This window comes from Phenylobacterium sp. (assembly GCF_041916435.1).
In the GTDB taxonomy this organism is placed as follows: Bacteria; Pseudomonadota; Alphaproteobacteria; order Caulobacterales; family Caulobacteraceae; genus Phenylobacterium.
This window is the reverse complement of the sequence record NZ_JAYRZM010000008.1, coordinates 53,210-69,776: the sequence shown is the minus strand read 5'-3', so window position 1 is coordinate 69,776 and position 16,567 is coordinate 53,210. Positions and strand designations below refer to the sequence as shown.

The 16,567-nt window shown below is 65.3% G+C and carries 19 protein-coding genes; 10 read left to right on the top strand and 9 right to left on the bottom strand.

Features of this window, described 5'->3' with window-relative positions; translation table 11 throughout:
* Positions 1-20 precede the first annotated feature (20 nt).
* Positions 21-287 (bottom strand): VirB3 family type IV secretion system protein, encoded by a 267-nt coding sequence (locus ACE3TA_RS21290; RefSeq protein ID WP_374576343.1) that lies wholly within the window; start codon positions 285-287, stop codon positions 21-23.
* A gap of 1 nt (position 288) precedes the next feature.
* Entirely contained in the window at positions 289-636 is a 348-nt protein-coding gene (locus ACE3TA_RS21285) for a TrbC/VirB2 family protein (RefSeq protein ID WP_374576342.1), read from the bottom strand.
* Positions 637-1,009: 373 nt separating this feature from the next.
* Between ACE3TA_RS21285 and ACE3TA_RS21280 the strand changes: the two genes are divergently transcribed.
* Genes ACE3TA_RS21280 through ACE3TA_RS21265 form a run of 4 tightly spaced genes read left to right on the top strand, consistent with a single transcriptional unit; the run spans position 1,010 to position 3,918 of the window.
* The gene (locus ACE3TA_RS21280) at positions 1,010-2,335 is read left to right on the top strand and encodes an ADP-ribosylglycohydrolase family protein (RefSeq protein WP_374576341.1); all 1,326 of its coding nucleotides are present in this window, start codon (positions 1,010-1,012) and stop codon (positions 2,333-2,335) included.
* Complete coding sequence (locus ACE3TA_RS21275) at positions 2,332-3,051, top strand: hypothetical protein (RefSeq protein WP_374576340.1); 720 nt, start codon at positions 2,332-2,334, stop codon at positions 3,049-3,051. The genes ACE3TA_RS21280 and ACE3TA_RS21275 overlap by 4 nt, the downstream gene beginning before the upstream one ends.
* A 2-nt stretch (positions 3,052-3,053) precedes the next feature.
* Positions 3,054-3,560 carry a hypothetical protein gene (locus ACE3TA_RS21270; protein WP_374576339.1) on the top strand — a complete coding sequence of 169 codons (507 nt, stop codon included), beginning with the start codon at positions 3,054-3,056 and terminating at the stop codon, positions 3,558-3,560.
* The gene (locus ACE3TA_RS21265) at positions 3,541-3,918 is read left to right on the top strand and encodes a hypothetical protein (protein WP_374576338.1); all 378 of its coding nucleotides are present in this window, start codon (positions 3,541-3,543) and stop codon (positions 3,916-3,918) included. The genes ACE3TA_RS21270 and ACE3TA_RS21265 overlap by 20 nt, the downstream gene beginning before the upstream one ends.
* A 79-nt stretch (positions 3,919-3,997) precedes the next feature.
* On the opposite strand, the gene ACE3TA_RS21260 is transcribed toward ACE3TA_RS21265, so the two are convergent.
* From ACE3TA_RS21260 to ACE3TA_RS21230, 7 genes are all read right to left on the bottom strand, one after another.
* On the bottom strand, positions 3,998-4,204 hold the full coding sequence (locus tag ACE3TA_RS21260) for a TonB-dependent receptor (RefSeq protein ID WP_184721713.1): 207 nt from the start codon (positions 4,202-4,204) through the stop codon (positions 3,998-4,000).
* Between the two features lie 170 nt (positions 4,205-4,374).
* Entirely contained in the window at positions 4,375-5,526 is a 1,152-nt protein-coding gene (locus ACE3TA_RS21255) for an ABC transporter permease (RefSeq protein ID WP_374576337.1), read from the bottom strand.
* A complete protein-coding gene (locus tag ACE3TA_RS21250) occupies positions 5,523-6,662 on the bottom strand; it encodes an ABC transporter permease (RefSeq protein ID WP_184721709.1) in 1,140 nt (379 codons plus the stop codon). The genes ACE3TA_RS21255 and ACE3TA_RS21250 overlap by 4 nt, the downstream gene beginning before the upstream one ends.
* Positions 6,663-6,664: 2 nt before the next feature.
* Positions 6,665-7,711: an HlyD family secretion protein gene (locus ACE3TA_RS21245; protein WP_304273865.1), complete on the bottom strand. Its 1,047-nt coding sequence runs from the start codon at positions 7,709-7,711 to the stop codon at positions 6,665-6,667.
* Positions 7,708-9,144: a TolC family protein gene (locus tag ACE3TA_RS21240; protein WP_374576336.1), complete on the bottom strand. Its 1,437-nt coding sequence runs from the start codon at positions 9,142-9,144 to the stop codon at positions 7,708-7,710. The genes ACE3TA_RS21245 and ACE3TA_RS21240 overlap by 4 nt, the downstream gene beginning before the upstream one ends.
* 101 nt (positions 9,145-9,245) lie before the next feature.
* Positions 9,246-9,449 (bottom strand): hypothetical protein, encoded by a 204-nt coding sequence (locus ACE3TA_RS21235; protein ID WP_374576335.1) that lies wholly within the window; start codon positions 9,447-9,449, stop codon positions 9,246-9,248.
* Between the two features lie 52 nt (positions 9,450-9,501).
* The gene (locus ACE3TA_RS21230) at positions 9,502-10,188 is read right to left on the bottom strand and encodes a TetR/AcrR family transcriptional regulator (RefSeq protein WP_304273871.1); all 687 of its coding nucleotides are present in this window, start codon (positions 10,186-10,188) and stop codon (positions 9,502-9,504) included.
* Positions 10,189-10,842: 654 nt separating this feature from the next.
* On the opposite strand from ACE3TA_RS21230, the gene ACE3TA_RS21225 reads away from it, so the two are divergent.
* From ACE3TA_RS21225 to ACE3TA_RS21200, 6 genes are read left to right on the top strand one after another with little or no spacing between them, the layout of a single operon-like run.
* Positions 10,843-11,466: a TetR/AcrR family transcriptional regulator gene (locus tag ACE3TA_RS21225; RefSeq protein WP_184721700.1), complete on the top strand. Its 624-nt coding sequence runs from the start codon at positions 10,843-10,845 to the stop codon at positions 11,464-11,466.
* Positions 11,463-11,966, top strand: coding sequence for a thioesterase family protein (locus ACE3TA_RS21220; RefSeq protein ID WP_297515753.1), 504 nt, complete (start codon positions 11,463-11,465; stop codon positions 11,964-11,966). Before ACE3TA_RS21225 ends, ACE3TA_RS21220 begins: the two co-directional genes overlap by 4 nt.
* A complete protein-coding gene (locus tag ACE3TA_RS21215; protein ID WP_184721698.1) occupies positions 11,959-12,810 on the top strand; it encodes a 3-hydroxyacyl-CoA dehydrogenase in 852 nt (283 codons plus the stop codon). Before ACE3TA_RS21220 ends, ACE3TA_RS21215 begins: the two co-directional genes overlap by 8 nt.
* 39 nt (positions 12,811-12,849) lie before the next feature.
* The gene (locus tag ACE3TA_RS21210) at positions 12,850-14,616 is read left to right on the top strand and encodes an oleate hydratase (protein WP_184721696.1); all 1,767 of its coding nucleotides are present in this window, start codon (positions 12,850-12,852) and stop codon (positions 14,614-14,616) included.
* Positions 14,617-14,646: 30 nt separating this feature from the next.
* Positions 14,647-14,889, top strand: coding sequence for a YHS domain-containing protein (locus tag ACE3TA_RS21205; RefSeq protein WP_374576334.1), 243 nt, complete (start codon positions 14,647-14,649; stop codon positions 14,887-14,889).
* A 48-nt stretch (positions 14,890-14,937) separates the two neighbouring features.
* Positions 14,938-16,497, top strand: a complete 1,560-nt coding sequence (locus ACE3TA_RS21200; protein WP_374576333.1) for an ISL3 family transposase — start codon at positions 14,938-14,940, stop codon at positions 16,495-16,497.
* Positions 16,498-16,567 lie beyond the last annotated feature (70 nt).

Sequence of the window (16,567 nt, the reverse complement as noted above, 5' to 3'; positions counted from 1 at the left end):
GGAGGAGCCGAGGGCGCACGTCAGGCGTCCAGGTAGGGCTTTTGGCGAATGTGCCGGCCCAGGGCGTCGAAGAAGTAAGGGTCGCGCTTGTTCAGCCAGTAGCAGGCGCCGTGGATGGCGAGCCCGACCGGGATTCCGATGAGCGGGACCTGCAGGCCAAGCGCCAGAACGGCGGTGAGGGTGCCGTTCAGCACCGCGATCATCCGCGGCACGCCGGCGATCGTCACCGGCTCGGAAAGCGAACTGTGGAAGGCGATCTCGAACCCTTCGACTTCGGAGCGCGCCATCTCAGAACGCAGCCCCGGCGGTCATGTTGAAGAAGGTGGAGATGAAGGTCGTCGCCGTGAACGCGATGGCCAGGCCGAAGACAATGCCGATGCCCTTGCGCAGGGCCGATCCGCCCTCGGCGAAGGCGAAGCCCAGCCCGGTGAGCACAATGGCGATGATCCCGACCGCCTTGGCCACAGGCCCCGACAGCGACTGCATGATGGTGTCGAGCGGCCCTTCCCAGGGCATGGCGGTGCCGGCGCCTGCCGCCCAAGCCGGGCTCACCGCGAGGAGGACAGCGGCGCCAACGACGAGGGCCAGGGCGGTCGATGCGCGCCCTCGAAATTGGCTTTGAACGGCGGTTTTCATCGCAGCTGACCCTTGATTGCGTCCGCCCGCGCTTGCCGGGCGTCACAACCGTGAGTCGCGGAATACGCGAGGTCAAGGGCATTATTTCCTAAAAAGGTGCAATTTGTGCTTTTTCTACAGCAAAGCTACGACCGTTAGAGGCGAGCTTCTGGCCGCGCTTCGTCGCCCTGAATCAAGCAGGCAGCCGCGCGCATTTCCCCCGAATGGTCGGTATGTTTCGGCCGCAGAAGGGGCGACTTTGGGGCAAACGCCCGAGTTCTGTGGGCTGTTGATTCGATCCAGGCCGCGCAGCGCGTGATCACCTAACTGCCCGACCGTATTTGTCGGGTAGCTTTGCTAGTCTTCCGATGATTGAAACATCTCGGAGATCTGCATGAGCCAAGACCTGTCGCCCGCTGAATCCTTCGCTGATCGTGCGCTTGGCGCCTGGCTCGGACTTGCTGTCGGCGATGCGCTGGGGACCACCCTGGAGTTCAGCCGGCGCGATAGCGAGCCCCACCACACAGAAATGATTGGCGGCGGACCGTTCCGTCTTCAGCCGGGCGTGTGGACCGATGACACCAGCATGGCTCTGTGCCTTGCCGACACCTTGCTGGCGACCGGAGAGGTCGACCCGCGCGATTTGATCACCCGGTTCATCAGCTGGTGGCGCGACGGCGAATACAGCGTGACAGGCTCCTGTTTCGACATTGGCAATACGACCCGTGCGGCCCTGGAGCGGTTCGAGCGCACAGGTGATCCTTTGGCCGGCGATCCCGCAGCCCCCGCCGCTGGGAACGGCTCGCTTATGCGCCTCGCCCCAGTCGCCCTGTTCTACTGTGACGACCGAGAGACGGCGGGCTGCGCCGCACGTCTACAGTCTCAAACGACCCACGCGGCCGACGAGTGTCTCGACGCTTGCGAGGCCTTCGCGCATCTGCTGATCGACGCCTTTGCGGGCAAGCCGAAGGCGGAGCTTCTCAACGGGGCGCCGACTAGGACGGCGGGCCAGGTAGCCGAAATTCTAGCGGGCAGTTGGCGCGCCAAGCCTCGCGCCGATATCTCGTCCAGCGGCTACGTCATTCACACGCTCGAGGCCGCCTTGTGGGCCGTCGGCCAAGCGTCGAGCTTTGAAGAGGCCCTGGTTCTGGCGGTCAACCTCGGCGACGACGCGGACACTGTCGGGGCCGTCACGGGCCAGCTCGCCGGCGCGATCTGGGGAGCGAGCGCGATCCCGCCGCGCTGGATCGAACGCCTAGCCTGGCGCGATCAGCTTGAAAGGACGGGCAAGGCCCTCCTGCGCAAGGGCGCGGCAGCCCAAGGCTTGACCGCCTACTTGCGTCCCCACGACGGACCGCCGGACGCCCCGGATTGGCTGGACCAGGTCGCACATGGCGCATGGGCCGCGATCCCTCCAGATCTCGCCTATGACGACTCCATCGTCTTCGCACACATGCTCAATGGTTACGTCATGGCTGAACGCCTTGGCTTTGGGCACGCCTCCGAGGTCGCTCACGCCGCGTTTGCCCGCCACCGTGAGACCGGCGCGTGGTCGGGATCGGCCGTCGAGCTTTGGATCACCTTGTTCTTCCAGCATCGCGCAGACCGCTTCACCGTCATGCTTACGGCGCCCGAGCCGCAACCCCACCTGGATGCGCTCTGCCAAACCTTGCGCCGGCAGCTGATGGCGGGGGACATCTGGCCGGGAGCGTCGACGTGACGGCGGCCGAGCCAAGCTTCACGCTCTGCCCCTCGCTTGTCGCCACCTTGGCGGCCTGTCCCATCGAGCCGCAGGGCGTGATCGGCCGGGCGCCACGGGCCTGGGCCAATCACGTTGAAGCCGGTCTCGGCGACCGGCTCGCCCTGGATGAGACGCGGATCGACCGGGCACGCCTCTTCGGCCTGGCCAGAGAAGGCCAGCCCGAAAAGTTCTTCCTGTCTGTGATGGCCTGGGGTGGCATGAAAGTCGGTCACGGCATCTCAGCCTGGGCGGAAAGGGCCCACTGGTCACCCGCCTTGGACGCGGCGCTGGCTGGCGGCCTGCCGCGCGCCGAACTCTACCGTCGCTTCGCCGCCGTCCCGACGACGGGCATGCGCGCTGCCTATTTCACCAAGCTCATCCATTTCGCCTCAGCGCTCAACGAGGCGCCGGTCGGCTACATTATGGATCAATGGACGGCCAAGTCGGTCAACATGATCTGCCGGAGCCAAGTGGTGACGCTTGATGCGGCCGGCTACGTGCTGCCGATCAACGACCATCAGGTTTATGAGGCCTTCTGCAAGGCGGTCGACGCCCTCGGCGAGGCGCTGCAGATCAGCGGGGCGCAGGCCGAAGAGCGCATTTACTCGCGAGGCGGCCGAAAGCCGGCCGCGTGGCGGCGCCACGTCAAGACGCACTGGCGGCCCGCAGTGCGGCCTAAAAAGGAGGAAAACTAGAGGTGCCCGCCCATGAGAAGCTCATAGGCTTCATCGCCAAGTGCGAGGATCCCGCCCAGCTCCGCACGATGATCACCAACGCGAAGGCGCGCGGGGAGGACGAACTCGCCCTGGCGGCCTTCAGGCGCCTTGTCCTGGTCTCGCCGTCCGAAGCGCCGGGGACGGTCGAGCATGATATGTGGCAGACCATATTCGCCTTCGAGCACCTGCTGAAGGAGGAGCGCGGCAAGACCACCTTGCTCGCGCGAACCCGCCAGAAGATCGCCCGCGTCGGGGTCATCGAAACCCTCAAGGACTGGGCCGCCGCCAAGCAGGAGACCGAAGGCTTCAGGATGCTGCTTGAGCGCGGCCTGCCGGAGATGACGGGTGAGGCCATCGTTCTGCGTCATCCGCAACTCTTCCCCCGCAGCGCGGTCGAGGCGGCCCGAGCGCGCCTGACAGCGGCCGGCGTCGGCGACGACGCGGTCCTCAAGCCGCTGGGAGACACCTATGTCTGCGCCGATGACTGAAGCCGCCAAACCGCCGCCGCACATGACGGGCTGCATCTGCGAACAGGGCAGCGCGCGCTTTACGGAGTTCGATGCCAGGCCCGTCGGTTGCGACGAGACCGAGGGCCGGTTCGCCGATGTCACCATCAATCGCTGCCGGACCTGCCATCGCCTCTGGCTCCGTTACCTCGTCGAGTACGAAGCCTTCAGCCGCTCCGGTCGTTGGGCGAGGGGTCTCATCTCGGAGGAGGCCGCAGCGGGGATGACGCCGGAACGCGCCGTCGATCATCTCAACGGTCTCGAATGGTATCTCTATGGAGGCTCCTACTTCGACGGCATCGCCGGCCGCCGCAGCGGCCCGATGCGCTGGGGGCCCTGACATCCGATGAAACAGGACCTTCTCTATACAGAGGCCGGTGAGAGTCTCTTTCGCGCCGTCGACCTCTCGGCGGCGCCCCCTACCAGCGTTTACGCACGGCGACGCTGACCATCCGGCCCATCGGCGAATAGTTCACGCTGTCGTAGCTCACATCATAGGGCTGGGTGGTGTTGATGGTGTCTGGGGGCGCGTTGAAGAGGTTGCGGACGCCAAGGGAGAATTCGAGGCCATGAAGGGCGCCGCTTTGCCGGAAGGCGTAGATGCCATTGACGTCCACCGTGGTCATGCCGCCGACATTCTTGACGGTCGTCAGTCGCCGATCCTCGACGCCGCCGATAGCGCTGCAGCGAAAATGGAGATTGCGACGTCGGGCGCGCCTGTGAAGGCCAACGCGCTAAGAGCGGCATGATGACGCCTGCGTGTTGGGCGCCACGGTCAGCTTGAACTGGCGCCAAGCTAAGGCGTCGGTTCGCCCGGTGAGCGCGATGGGGCTGGCTCGAGCCGCGCCAAGTCCTTTTGGGGCTTCCACCGAATCCAGGCCAAAAGGCCGTACCCGCAAGTGAGCACGGACAGCCCCGCCAGGTCAGGCCAGACCTCGGCCAGACTTGCGCCCATCTGGTTGAGTTTGATGAAGACCTGGATGCCCGACGTGGAAGGAATGAAGTGCGCCGCCAGCGCCAGAGGGACCGGCATGGCCGAGAAAGGCCAGGCCAGGCCGCTCAGGAAGAAGAAGGGCACGGAACTGGCCGCCAGCACCTGGGCCGAGCGCTCGGGGCGGTCAAAGGCGCTGCCCAGCAAGAGGGCGAAGAAGACGACCGCCGGCACGTAGAGCGCCGTGGCCAGGAGCATGCCCACCAGATTTCCCCCGCGCGGATAGTCCTGAAACCAGAACACGAAACCGAAATAGAACAGGCATCCGGCCACGCCGATGGTGCAGAAGGCGGCTGCCGCGCCGAGGAAGTCGATGCGGGACGGGGCGATCTTGCCACGCCGACCGGCCGACAGGAGCACCACGCCCATCAGCAGGGTTTGTTGAATGATCAGCACCGCCACGCCGGGCACGACATAGCTTCCATAGCCCTGGGCGGTGTTGAACAGGGGGCGGGTGTCGGTCTGGATCGGACTGAGCGCTCTGATCCCCGCGGCGCGCGCGAGGGGCGCCAGGTTCTCGGCGACCGCGCCGGTCAAGACCGACTGAACGGTCGCGCCCACCGTACTGGCGCGGACGAGATAGGCGCCGTTGACATAGATGGCCAGACCCGCGGCCGGCGCGCCGGTGAGCAGACCGCGCTCGAGCTTTTCGGGGACCACGATGATGGCGTCCACGCGCCGGCTTTCCAGCGCGTGGCGGGCTTCACCAAAGTCTGTGGTGCGAAGAACGATGCGAACCCGGTTCGCGCTCGAAAGACGCTCGACGAGGGCTCGGCTGACCGCGCTCTGGTCCTGATCGACGATGGCGACGGGCAGGTGGGTCGCCACTTGCGAGCGGTAGGCGGCGGGGTAGTAGAAGGCGTAGACGATCACCGCCAGCAGCAGCAGCGAGACCGCGGGCCGGCTGGCCAGGATCGCTTTCCAAGTGCCAAGATAGGCGCGCGCGAACCGGTTCATTCGGCCGCCTTCGGGGGCTTGCGCAGGAGGAGACAGGCGGCGGGAAAGAGGACCGCGCAGAAGAGCGCCAGGACGGTTAGCCATCGCAGGGAGTCCGCACCTGGCGAGCCCATGAACATCTGCTCCATCTGCAGGCGCACATAGCTGGTGAACGGCAGAAGGTTCGACAGCACCCGGGTAAACAGCGGTGCGGTCAGGGTGGGCAAGGTGGCGTCCGAGAAGGTAATGGCCGGCCCGCCATAGATCGCCGCCGCCGACAGGGCCGTGGGGATGTCCTTGATCAACACGGTGACGAAGGCGGCCAGGGCGGCGTAGGCCGCGTACATCAGGAATTGGCCGGCGGTCAGCAGCAAAAGACTGCCATGCACGCCCCAGCCGCGAAAGCCGCACAACCAAGCCGTGCCCGCCAGGTTCCAGGCGGTGAACACCAGCACATAGGGCGCGAGTTTGCCCAGGAGCGCCGGCGCGACCTCGCGCGGGGCGGCGATCCAGGTCTTGAACGTGGCGTCGCGAAACTCGCGGCCGATCGTCACAACGATCGCACAACTCATCATCAGGTGCAGAACGCCCGGTTGGATCAGGGCTTCCAGGAACCATTCGTAGCTGAGGCCGGGATTGAACAGCACGGTCGCCTGCACGGCAGGAGGGGTAAACCGTGCTTGAGGCAGATTGTGGATGCGCTGCAGCCTGGGGGCGATCTGGCCTGACAGGCCGCCGATCGCTTCGGCCACGCCGCGCGCGGCCAGGGCGCCCAGCGAATAGTATGAGGCGTTGTCGTAGACGACGATGGTCGCCCCGACGCCGGACAGGGCGTCGCGGTCAGCGTTCTTGGGCACGTAGACCACGGCCCAGACCTTCCCCTGGCGCGCCAGGGCGAAGGCCGAGGGCAGATCCGCCGGTTCGGCGGCCAGGCGGATCGCGCCGGAGGCGTCCAGATCGCGCGCCAGTTGTCGGCTGAGCGTGGAGTGGTCGGCGTCGACCAGAGCCACCGGCAGATGCCGGGGGCTGCCGGCGAGAAACAGCCAGCCCATCACCACCAGCAGCAGCAACGGCCCCACCACGACCACGCCCAGATCCCAGGGGCTGGCGACGAGAAAGGCGATCTCGCGACGCCAGGCGCGAGCGAACGCCGCCACGGTCAGAATGTCCTGGTCTGCGGCCAGGCGAAGAGCACGCTCATGCCGGGACGCAGGCCCCCGATCCGCGCGACCGGCCGGACCTTCACCTCGAAGGAGCGAATGTCGTAGCCGCTGGACTGACGGGTGGCGCGCCAGGTGGCGAACTCGCCGGCCGGGCTGATGTAGTCGACCCGGAACCGGACGTTCTTCAGGTCCAGCGCGGGCACCTCGCCGGTCAAGATCTGGCCGGTCCGCAGGCCATGAAACTGGCTTTCGGGAACATTGAGGGTAACCCACGGATCGGACAGGCGCGTCAGGGTGAAGACCGGAAAGCCGAGCGGCACGATCTCGCCGTCGTTGACCAGCTTCTTGCCGATTTCGCCGTCAGCCGGGGCGCGCAGGGTGGTCTCGGCCTGGAGCGACGCGGTCTCGGCCATGCCCGCCTGTGCGATCCGCACCTGCGAGGCGGCGATGGTCTTTTCCTCGACCGTGGCTCCGCTAGCAACCTTCAGATATTGCAGACGCGCGGCCTCGGCCTGGCGGGCGCTGGCGTCGCGCGCGGCAAGAGCTTCATCGCGACGCTGGGCTGCGACCACGCCCTGGGCGTAAAGGTTGGAGGCCCGGACATAGGTCTTCTGCGCCAGATCCGCCGCGGCCTGGGAGGCGTTCCAGACGGCCTTGAGTGAGGCAATGTCCTCCTCGCGCGCGCCCTTGACGGCGCGTTGATTGACGGCGCGAGCGCTGTCGAGCAGACCTTCCGCCTGCGTCTGCTTGGCCGCGATTTCCGGACTGGCCAGTTGCGCCAGCAGCTGGCCGGTGCGGACCTGCGCGCCCTCGTCCACCAGCAGGCGCTCGACGCGGCTGAGAGGCGCCTTGGTGGCGATGGTCAGTTCTTCGGCCTCGACCATGCCCTGCAGTTGTCCCGCGGCCGGGCGATAGGCCAGCCACAGGCCCACGATGATGAATAGGCCCGCCAGAGCGACGATCCCGCCGGCGATGAGCTGTCCACGGCGGCGGGGCGGCTTGGCGGCGGGCGGGGCTTGCTGCGGCGCTGCGGGCTCGCTCATCGGACATCCTTGTCGGCGCGGGCGATGTGGTCGCCATAGGTCTGGATCTGGCCGCTGGCGGCCAGCAACTGGGCAAGCGCCAGGTCGTAAGCATAGGCGGCGGTGACCTTCTGGGTCTGGGCCAGGCTGAGCGCGGTCCGCGCATCGATGACGGCCGAGGCGGTCGCCTCGCCCTCCTTGAAGGCGATCTCCTGGACGCGCAGATTTTCCGTCGCCGCGGCGATGTTGGTGTCCAGCAGCAGGAACTGCTTGCGCGCGGTTTCGACCTGGCGCCAAGCAGTCGCGATCACCACGCGCAGGTCGTTTTGGGCCGCGCCGACCGCAGCGGAGGCCTGTTCACTCTTGGCCCGGGCGGCGGTCACCGTCTTGCCTCGGTCGATGTTGGAAAAGAGCGTGTAATGGACGCCCACGCCGACGATCCAGTCGGGGTCGATGATCACCGCGTCGTCGCGGTTGAGGTTGTAGGACGCGAAAGCATAGGCCTTGGGCAGCATGGCGCTCTTGGCGATCTTGACGCCGGCCTGACCGGCTTCGCGCAATGCCTTTAGACGCTTGAGCTCCGGCTGATTTTCCAGCCCGGCCTCCACGAAGGTCTGGGCCGGCGGCAGGGGCGCGGTCGACACGAACAGCGGCGTGGTGGGCGTCAGCGCGCCGTCTTCACGCAGCAGCAGGGCGAGGGTCTCGTTGGCGGTCTGGTAGGCGTCGGCCGCCGCCAGGCTCTGACGGCGGGCGCTGTCATAGGCGACTTCGGCTTGAAGGCGCTGGGACTTGGGGATGACCCCTTGGGCTTCGATCTTGCGGGCGTTATCCAGGTGATGGGCGAAGCTGGCTTCGGTCTCCTGGCTGACCGTCAGCAGGCGAGCGGCCATTTGCTGGCCGAAATAGGCCTGGATGAGCCGTAGCAGCGCGATGTCGCCGGTGGCCTGAGCCTGGGCCTCGGCTCCCGCCGCCTCGGCCTTGGCCGCGCTTTGGGCGCCGGAGATAAGGCCTCCGGTATAGAGCGGCATGATGGCGCTAGCGGTAGGTCGCAACACGCTCTGGCGGGTCTGCAGATCGAGCGTGTTCGGCGTCAGGGCCAGCGCGTCCTGGACCTTGCTGGCCAGGCCCGACTGGATGGCGGCCGTCAGGTCGCTGGGAACGTTGGGCAGCAGGCCCGGCAGATTGGCGATGAAGCCGTCGGCGGCCGAGCCCACCGCGTCCTTGGCCGGCTGCAGCGAGATGTCGATGCTCTTCTGATATTCGAAGGCTTGAGCGTCGAGCGTGATGACCGGCAGATGCAAACGCGTCAGAGCGTCGGCCTGGGCGCGGCTGGCGCGAGCGCCAGCCTGGCTGGCGGCGATCTGATCGGAACTGCGCTCGAGCTGGGCGCGGGCTTCCTCGAAGCTCAGTGGGCGGGTCGTTTGCGCAAGGCCAAGGCTTGGAGCCAGCATCATGGCCGCGACAAGCCACGAAGCGGGTTGGCAGATCACGAGCCTCGAAAATGGAAGAGTCTTCACGCCAGCCAACCTCGGGAGCGGATCACGGTCGCCATGGCCTAATCCCTCCCTAAGATGTGGTCGTCGCGCTTGACGGTGTCGATCACCTTTTCACCTTGCCAGACTTCCACGGCGACGGCGCTGGCGTGCTTTTGCAACATCTTGATCGCGTGATCGCGATAGCCGGTCAGCGGCAGTTCCTGCAGATCCACCATGGTCCTGCTCTGTGTGTCGCTGATGCAGACGAAGATGAAGGTGTCCACGATGGGATCTCTTGCCGCGTGCGAAAGCGAAATCTGAGTCTGGGTGTTGATCTTAAGCTTGTTCGAGCAAAGCCTTGGAGGTCGGGCCGGCGGGTTCCAGGCGCAACGTGGCCAGATAGCCCCTTACAACCTGCGTGATCTGACCGCGCAGGTCGGTCTCCGGCGCATGCCCGCGGTGCGCGCCGGTATATTGCCTGGCGATCATCAGATGGGTCGCGGCGAAAATGGTGCTGGCCGCAAGCCGTCCGGCCTCGGCGTGCTCCGCCAGGCCATGGGCGCGAGCCGCCCCCGCCAGGCGCGAGGCGATCGCGGCTTCCAGATCGGCGATGACGCCAAGCCCCTCTTGGCGGTTGGGCGTTGTCGGGGCGCCAAACAGCAACTCGCGCTGGTAGGCCGCGCCGTTGTCGCTGCTTATCCGCCCAAGCTCAAGCAGGGGAGAGACCATCTCCATGATCGCCTCGACGGGATCGTCCGCCCCGACGGCGCGCGTCGTTCCCTGGGCCAGCGCCTCGCGCAGTTTGTCGTTGTAGACAAGCAGCAGCAGTTCGCTTTTGGACGCCGCATACCGGAAGAGCGTACCGACGGCGATGTCTGCCTTCTCGGAAACTTCGTGGGTCGTGACGCCGTCATAGCCTCGGTCTTCGAACAGGCGCGTCGCGGCCTGGACGATCCGTCGCCGCTTGTCCTGCATGTTCCGGTCGCGCCGGCCCAGAGGCGGCGCGAGGTCGGGCGAACTCATGCGCGAACCCTCAAAAAATGACCATAGTCATAAATAAGCGTACTCATAATTTTTGGACGAGTTCAAGCCGCTCCTCGGCGCGCGTGGAAGCGCAGTCCAATTGGTGAGCAAAGACGATTGCCGTTGCGCCGCCAAGCGTCGCAGTCCTCGATCGTCGTTGCGCTGTCTCATGTCGGCCATCGCCCGATCGCAGTCGTCGATCAGGTCGGCAATTTTCCGCGCCACGCCGATGGACGTGGCTATACGAACAAATCGTGTCTTTTGCATTTTCTCGGTCCCTCCGCCGCAGGAGGTGACCGCCTTCTCTGAACCGCCTTGATCTACCTCAAATCGCCGACGGGAGCGCTTCAATCTTCAAGGGCGGCGCTCGCGGACGCTCATAGGGCGCTTGGGTAGGGCTCCAGAGGCCACGCGATCCCGGCGCCGAAAGTCACTGGAGCGCGGCGCATTCCCCGCCTCTCTGGGCGTCGAGCGCTCGATCGCCATCAAGTGCGTATGTCGCGAGGTCTAGTCAAGGTCGCCCTTTCCGGCCGTCCGGTGGCGGGACGTGATTTTGGTCTCGACCATCCGTCAAATTGGGATATCGTTTGATATCTGGATTCGTCCTCAATGCTGGCCGGTCCAAGGTTCAGCATGACTGCTGGAGGTTCCGCAATGCCGATTCCGCGAAAGGAAACGCAGCGCCAAACACGCGACCGGCTGATCGCCGCGGCGCACACCTCGATCGTCGAGGAAGGGGTGTCCGGCATGTCGATCCGCAACATTTGCGGTGCGGCTGGCCACTCTCAAGGCGCCTTCTATTCGAACTTCGCCAGCAAGGATGACCTGCTGGTCGAGGTGATGGAGGCGCACATCCACGATGAAGTCGCGCTTTTGCGCGAGTTGGTGCGCGGCTCCGAAAGCGGCGACATCGAACGGACGCTTCGGCGTCTGGCCGACCGGCTCGCCAATCTGGCCGCCGAACCACAATGGTCGCTTCTTTCGATCGAATTGCAGCTTCACGCTCGGCGCGACGCCGCCTTCGCCGCCCGACATCAGGCGGGCAAAGCCTCGTGCTACCGGATGTTCGGTGAGCTCGTCGCCGACCTTACCCAGCGGTTCGATCTGACCCCAGCCCTGCCGCCGTTGCAGGCGGGTATCGGCCTTTACGCCTTGTGGATGGGGCTAGCCGTTCAGGGGCAGGTGGCTGGCGCGATCGGGCGCGAGGAGATGTTGGTCGCCTTCTTTCGCGCCATGGCGGGCCTGGATGCGCGGGCGCCGGCAGGAGCGCGGCCATGACAGGCGCCGTGGTCGCTCGCCGCCGGATTGGTTGCGACGCGGCTGGAGCGCCGCTTCTGGGACGCCTTGATCCGCAGCGACGCTTCACCCTCACGTTCTGCGCCCAGGACGAACACATCGATGAACTGGGCCATGTGAATAACGCCACTTGGGTCGTCTGGATTCAGGAGGCTTCGGTGGCGCATTGGTTCGCCGCAGCCCGACCGGAGGATGCGGATCGCTATGCGGCCGTGGTGCTCCGGCACGAGGTCGACTATCGCGGCAACGTCCTGGCCGGCGCGCACGTCACCGCGGTCACTTGGCTCGATGGCCCGCCGCGTGGCGCGCGCTACGCCCGGCGCGTCGAGTTCATCGACGTGCGCGGCCGGTGTCTCGTCGCGGCCCTGTCCCAATGGGCGCTGATCGATAAGGCGACAGGCAAACTGGTCCGCGTCCCCCGCCAGGTGTCCGCCCCATTTCTCCACGATGCCGCCGAACCCGGGAGCGCTTGCGATGATTGATATCCAGAAGGTCACCGTGCTGGGCACGGGCGTATTGGGCAGCCAAATCGCCTTCCAATCCGCTTTTCGCGGCTTTGACGTTGTCGCCTATGACATCAGCGACGAGGCCCTGGTCCAGGCCCGCTCGCGTTTGGATGGTCTGGTCGCGACCTATGAGAAGGAGATCCCGCAAGCCGCCGGCGGTAAGGCGGCGCAGGCGCTCGGCCAAATCCGGCTGTCGGCCGATCTGGCCGACGCGGTAGCACAAGCGGACCTGGTGATCGAGGCTGTGCCGGAGGTTCTGGCGATCAAGCAGCAGACCTACGAGGCGTTGGCTCGGGTCGCGTCGGACAAGACTATTTTCGCCACCAATTCCTCGACCTTGCTGCCCAGCGCCCTGAAGGATTTCACGGGGCGTCCAGACCGGTTCCTGGCCCTGCATTTCGCCAACAGCATCTGGAAGTTCAACACCGCCGAGGTGATGGGCACGTCCGACACCGATCCGGTCGTCTTCGATGCGGTGATCAAATTCGCCACCGACATCGGCATGGCGCCCATTCCCCTCCGCAAGGAAAAGGCCGGCTACGTCCTCAATTCGTTGCTTGTGCCGTTTCTCAACGCCGCGACGGATCTTGCCGCCGGCGGCTACGCCGGTCCCCCCGACATCGACAAGGTCTGGCGGATCGCCACCGGTGCGCCGATGGGCCCGTTCCAGATCTACGACATCATCGGTCTTTCCACGCCCTACAACATCCTCTCCCACGGCGACGAGCATGCTCGCTCGCTCGCCGCCTGGCTGAAGGAAAACTACATCGACAAGGGCAAGCTGGGCGTCGCCGCCGGCGAAGGCTTCTACCGATACTAGTCCCCACAAGATTTTCAGTTCAGCCGAAAGGACTTCGCCATGCACTACAGCAGCGGAAACTATGAGGCCTTTGTCCGTCCGCGCAAAGCCAAGGACGCCGACAAGAAGTCAGCCTGGTTCGTGGGCGCAGGGCTGGCCGGACTGGCCGGCGCGGCTTTTCTGATCCGCGACGCCGGCGTGGCGGGCGAGCGGATCACCATCCTGGAGGAACTCGACATTCCGGGCGGCGCGCTCGACGGCCTGGACGTGCCGGAAAAGGGCTTCGTCATTCGCGGCGGGCGCGAGATGGAGGAGCACTTCGAATGCCTCTGGGATCTTTATCGCTCGATTCCGTCGCTGGAGATCGAGGACGCCAGCGTCCTGGACGAATTCTACCGGCTCAACAAGGACGACCCGAACGTCTCGTTGCAACGCGTCACCCAGAACCAGGGCCAGGACGTTCCCGACAAGGCGCTGCTGACGCTTAACGATCGGGCGCAGAAGGACCTCATCTCCGTCTTCCTGGCGACGCGCGAGGAGATGGAGAACAAGCGGATCAACGAGGTCTTTGGCGAAGATTTCCTCAAGAGCAACTTCTGGCTCTACTGGCGCACGATGTTCGCCTTCGAGGAGTGGCACTCGGCGCTGGAGATGAAGCTTTATCTGCATCGCTTCATCCACCATGTCGGCCATCTCGCCGATTTCTCCTCGCTCAAGTTCAATCGCTACAATCAGTACGAATCTATGGTCCTTCCGCTGGTCAAATGGCTGAAGGAGCACGGCGTCCAGTTCCGCTACGGTGTCGAGGTCACCGATGTCGACTTCGATATCCAGGCCGACCGCAAGCAGGCCACGCGCATTCACTGGACGGAGAAGGGCCAGGCCGGCGGCGTCGATCTTGGTCCCGACGACCTGGTCTTCATCACCATCGGATCTCTGACGGAGAACTCCGACAATGGCGACCACCACACGCCCGCCAAGTTGAAGGACGGCCCGGCGCCGGCTTGGGATCTTTGGCGTCGCATCGCCGCCAAGGATCCCGCCTTCGGCCGCCCCGACGTTTTCGGCGCCCATATTCCCGAGACCAAGTGGGCCTCCGCGTCGATCACCGCGCTGGACCCGCGCATCGCCCAGCAGGTCGAGAAGATCACCAAGCGCAACCCGTTCACCGGCAAGATCGTCTCGGCTGGGATTGTGACGGTCAAGGACTCCAGCTGGCTGCTCAGCTGGACCGTTCACCGCCAACCTCACTTCAAGAAGCAGCCCAAGGACCAGATGATCGCTTGGTTCTATGCGCTCTTCGTCGACAAGCCTGGCGATTATGTGAAGAAGCCGATGCAGGACTGCACCGGCGAGGAGATTACCCAGGAATGGCTGTATCACCTCGGCGTGCCGGTCGAGGACATCCCGGAGTTGGCCGCGACCGGCGCTAGGACCGTGCCGGTGATGATGCCTTATATCACCGCCTTCTTCATGCCGCGTCAAGCCGGCGACCGGCCTGACGTGGTGCCTAAAGGCGCGGTCAACTTCGCCTTCATCGGCCAGTTCGCCGAGTCCAAGCAGCGCGACTGCATCTTCACCACCGAGTACTCGGTGCGCACGCCCATGGAGGCGGTCTACACCCTGCTGGACGTTGAGCGCGGTGTCCCGGAGGTGTTCAACTCCACCTATGACATCCGCACGCTGTTGGCGGCGATCGGACCGTTGAGAGACGGTAAGGGCATTGACGTCCCGGGCCCTGCATTCCTACGCAAGCTGCTGATGAAGAAACTGGAAGGCACAGAGATCGCCGCGCTTCTCGACGAATTTCATCTGATTTCGGAATAGCCAGGACAACAGGCCTTAGGGGAAACGCCAATGGCCGACAGGGATCACGAACGAGGAACGGCGGGCGAAAGCGCGGCGGCCAGTGGGGGCGCGCACGGCGACGCGGCGCCGCGCCGAGACCGCGTTCGTGATCCGGTCTGCGGCATGATGATAACGCCGTCGGACGCGACCCTTCGAAGCGACCATGAGGACGTGCGCTATTATTTCTGCTCGACCGGCTGCAAGGCGCGGTTTGTGTCTCGGCTTGCAAAAGTGGCTCTGACTCAGTTTTGATGAAGTTGGCCGGCTGACTGGCGTGAGGTTCACGCTCGGATCAGCGCCATGGCCAAACGCCTTTCCCAATCCAGTCTCGTCCCCGCTGGCTTTGTCGTCGTCGGCGCTTGGGCCACCGATGGGCTGACCACCCTCAACATCCGAAGCACGGGCTCGACAAGTCGATGCCCTGACTGTGGCGCCGCGAGCCAACGCGTTCACAGCCACTACACCCGGCGCATTTTTGACCTTCCGATCGCCGGCAAATCCGTGACGCTGCGGGCGCAGGTCAGGCGGTTTCGGTGTGAGGCTGTGCTCTGCGGCAGGCGTATCTTCGCCGAGCGGTTCGATCCGGCGGTGTTGGCGCCGTGGGCGCGACGAACAGGACGGCTGGAGGGCCTGGTGCATCATCTGGGCCTGGCCCTCGGCGGTCGACCAGGAGCGAGCTTCGCCAAGCGCCTGGTGCTGCCGGTCAGCAACGACACCCTGCTGCGGGTGGTCCGCCGGCGAGGCTCTCCAGCGCCCCCGCCGCCCACCGTGATTGGCATCGATGACTGGGCCTGGCGACGCAACCATCGCTACGGGACGATCATCTGTGATCTGGAGCGTAGGCGGCCTATCGGCTTGCTTCCAGATCGCGAGCCGGCCACGGCCCAAGCCTGGCTGCGCCAGCAGCCGCAAATCGCCATCGTCGCTCGTGATCGCGGCGGCGCCTACGCCTTGGCTGCCGAGAGAGCACTTCCGCATGCGATCCAAGTCGCCGACCGCTGGCACTTGTTGGAAAACGCCAGCCGGGCCTTCCTCGACGCGGTGCGAAAGTCGATGCGCCAGATCCGCAGCGCCATTGGCGCCATGACCATCAATCCCAATCTGCTGAGCGCCGCCGAGCGCCTCCAATATGAGGGCTACCTCCGGCGCGAGGAAGCCAACGCGGCGGTCTTTGCCCTGGCCAAGGACGGCGTCGCGATCAAGGAGATTGTCCGCCGTACAGGGCACAGTCGCGGTCTGGTGCGTCAGATCCTTCGCGGACAACGCGGCGACGTGTTCCGCCTCCGCGAGAGCTCGCTGGAAGGCTATCTGCCGTGGCTCGATGTCCAATGGTCGGCCGGACGTCGCAACGGCGCCGAGCTTTGGCGGCAGCTTAGGACACAGGGCTTTCGGGGTTCACTTCGCGTCGTGACGGAGTGGGCCACCCGACGCCGGCGCGCTGACCAGGTCAACGCCGACACCCTGAGCCGCATCCCTTCGGCGCGTACCATAAGCAGGCTGATGACGACCTCGCGCGACACGCTGTCCAAGGCCGAGACGGTCACCGTCGCCGCCATCGAGACGGGCGTGCCTGCGCTGATCGAAGCCCGCGAGATCATCGCCGCCTTCCACTTGATGATCCGCCGTAAAGCTGAAGGTGACCTCTGCCCCTGGATCGAACGTGGCCGCGCCAGCCTAGTGGCGTCGTTCGCCAACGGCGTCGACCGGGATATCAGCGCCGTTCGCGCCGCCATCACCTCGGGCTGGTCAAACGGTCAGACAGAGGGTCAAATCACCAAGCTCAAGCTCGTCAAACGCCAGATGTACGGCCGTGGAAAGCTCGACCTGCTAGAGGCCAGACTCCTGGGCCACGCCATCTGATCACGTCACCAAATCTGCGTCAGAGCCAATTTTCAACGCCGTTTGACACCGTGAGTTTCAGAATTTACCC

What these genes read in the sequence shown, in the direction of transcription:
- ACE3TA_RS21290 (WP_374576343.1), bottom strand. Translation starts at nt 287, where the DNA reads ATGGCGCGCTCCGAAGTCGAAGGGTTCGAGATCGCCTTCCACAGTTCG.
- ACE3TA_RS21230 (WP_304273871.1), bottom strand. Translation starts at nt 10,188, where the DNA reads ATGAGTTCGCCCGACCTCGCGCCGCCTCTGGGCCGGCGCGACCGGAAC.
- ACE3TA_RS21205 (WP_374576334.1), top strand. Translation starts at nt 14,647, where the DNA reads ATGGCCGACAGGGATCACGAACGAGGAACGGCGGGCGAAAGCGCGGCG.
- ACE3TA_RS21200 (WP_374576333.1), top strand. Translation starts at nt 14,938, where the DNA reads ATGGCCAAACGCCTTTCCCAATCCAGTCTCGTCCCCGCTGGCTTTGTC.
- ACE3TA_RS21225 (WP_184721700.1), top strand. Translation starts at nt 10,843, where the DNA reads ATGCCGATTCCGCGAAAGGAAACGCAGCGCCAAACACGCGACCGGCTG.
- ACE3TA_RS21210 (WP_184721696.1), top strand. Translation starts at nt 12,850, where the DNA reads ATGCACTACAGCAGCGGAAACTATGAGGCCTTTGTCCGTCCGCGCAAA.
- ACE3TA_RS21285 (WP_374576342.1), bottom strand. Translation starts at nt 636, where the DNA reads ATGAAAACCGCCGTTCAAAGCCAATTTCGAGGGCGCGCATCGACCGCC.
- ACE3TA_RS21220 (WP_297515753.1), top strand. Translation starts at nt 11,463, where the DNA reads ATGACAGGCGCCGTGGTCGCTCGCCGCCGGATTGGTTGCGACGCGGCT.
- ACE3TA_RS21245 (WP_304273865.1), bottom strand. Translation starts at nt 7,711, where the DNA reads ATGAGCGAGCCCGCAGCGCCGCAGCAAGCCCCGCCCGCCGCCAAGCCG.
- ACE3TA_RS21215 (WP_184721698.1), top strand. Translation starts at nt 11,959, where the DNA reads ATGATTGATATCCAGAAGGTCACCGTGCTGGGCACGGGCGTATTGGGC.
- ACE3TA_RS21240 (WP_374576336.1), bottom strand. Translation starts at nt 9,144, where the DNA reads ATGATGCTGGCTCCAAGCCTTGGCCTTGCGCAAACGACCCGCCCACTG.
- ACE3TA_RS21280 (WP_374576341.1), top strand. Translation starts at nt 1,010, where the DNA reads ATGAGCCAAGACCTGTCGCCCGCTGAATCCTTCGCTGATCGTGCGCTT.
- ACE3TA_RS21260 (WP_184721713.1), bottom strand. Translation starts at nt 4,204, where the DNA reads ATGACCACGGTGGACGTCAATGGCATCTACGCCTTCCGGCAAAGCGGC.
- ACE3TA_RS21255 (WP_374576337.1), bottom strand. Translation starts at nt 5,526, where the DNA reads ATGAACCGGTTCGCGCGCGCCTATCTTGGCACTTGGAAAGCGATCCTG.
- ACE3TA_RS21265 (WP_374576338.1), top strand. Translation starts at nt 3,541, where the DNA reads ATGTCTGCGCCGATGACTGAAGCCGCCAAACCGCCGCCGCACATGACG.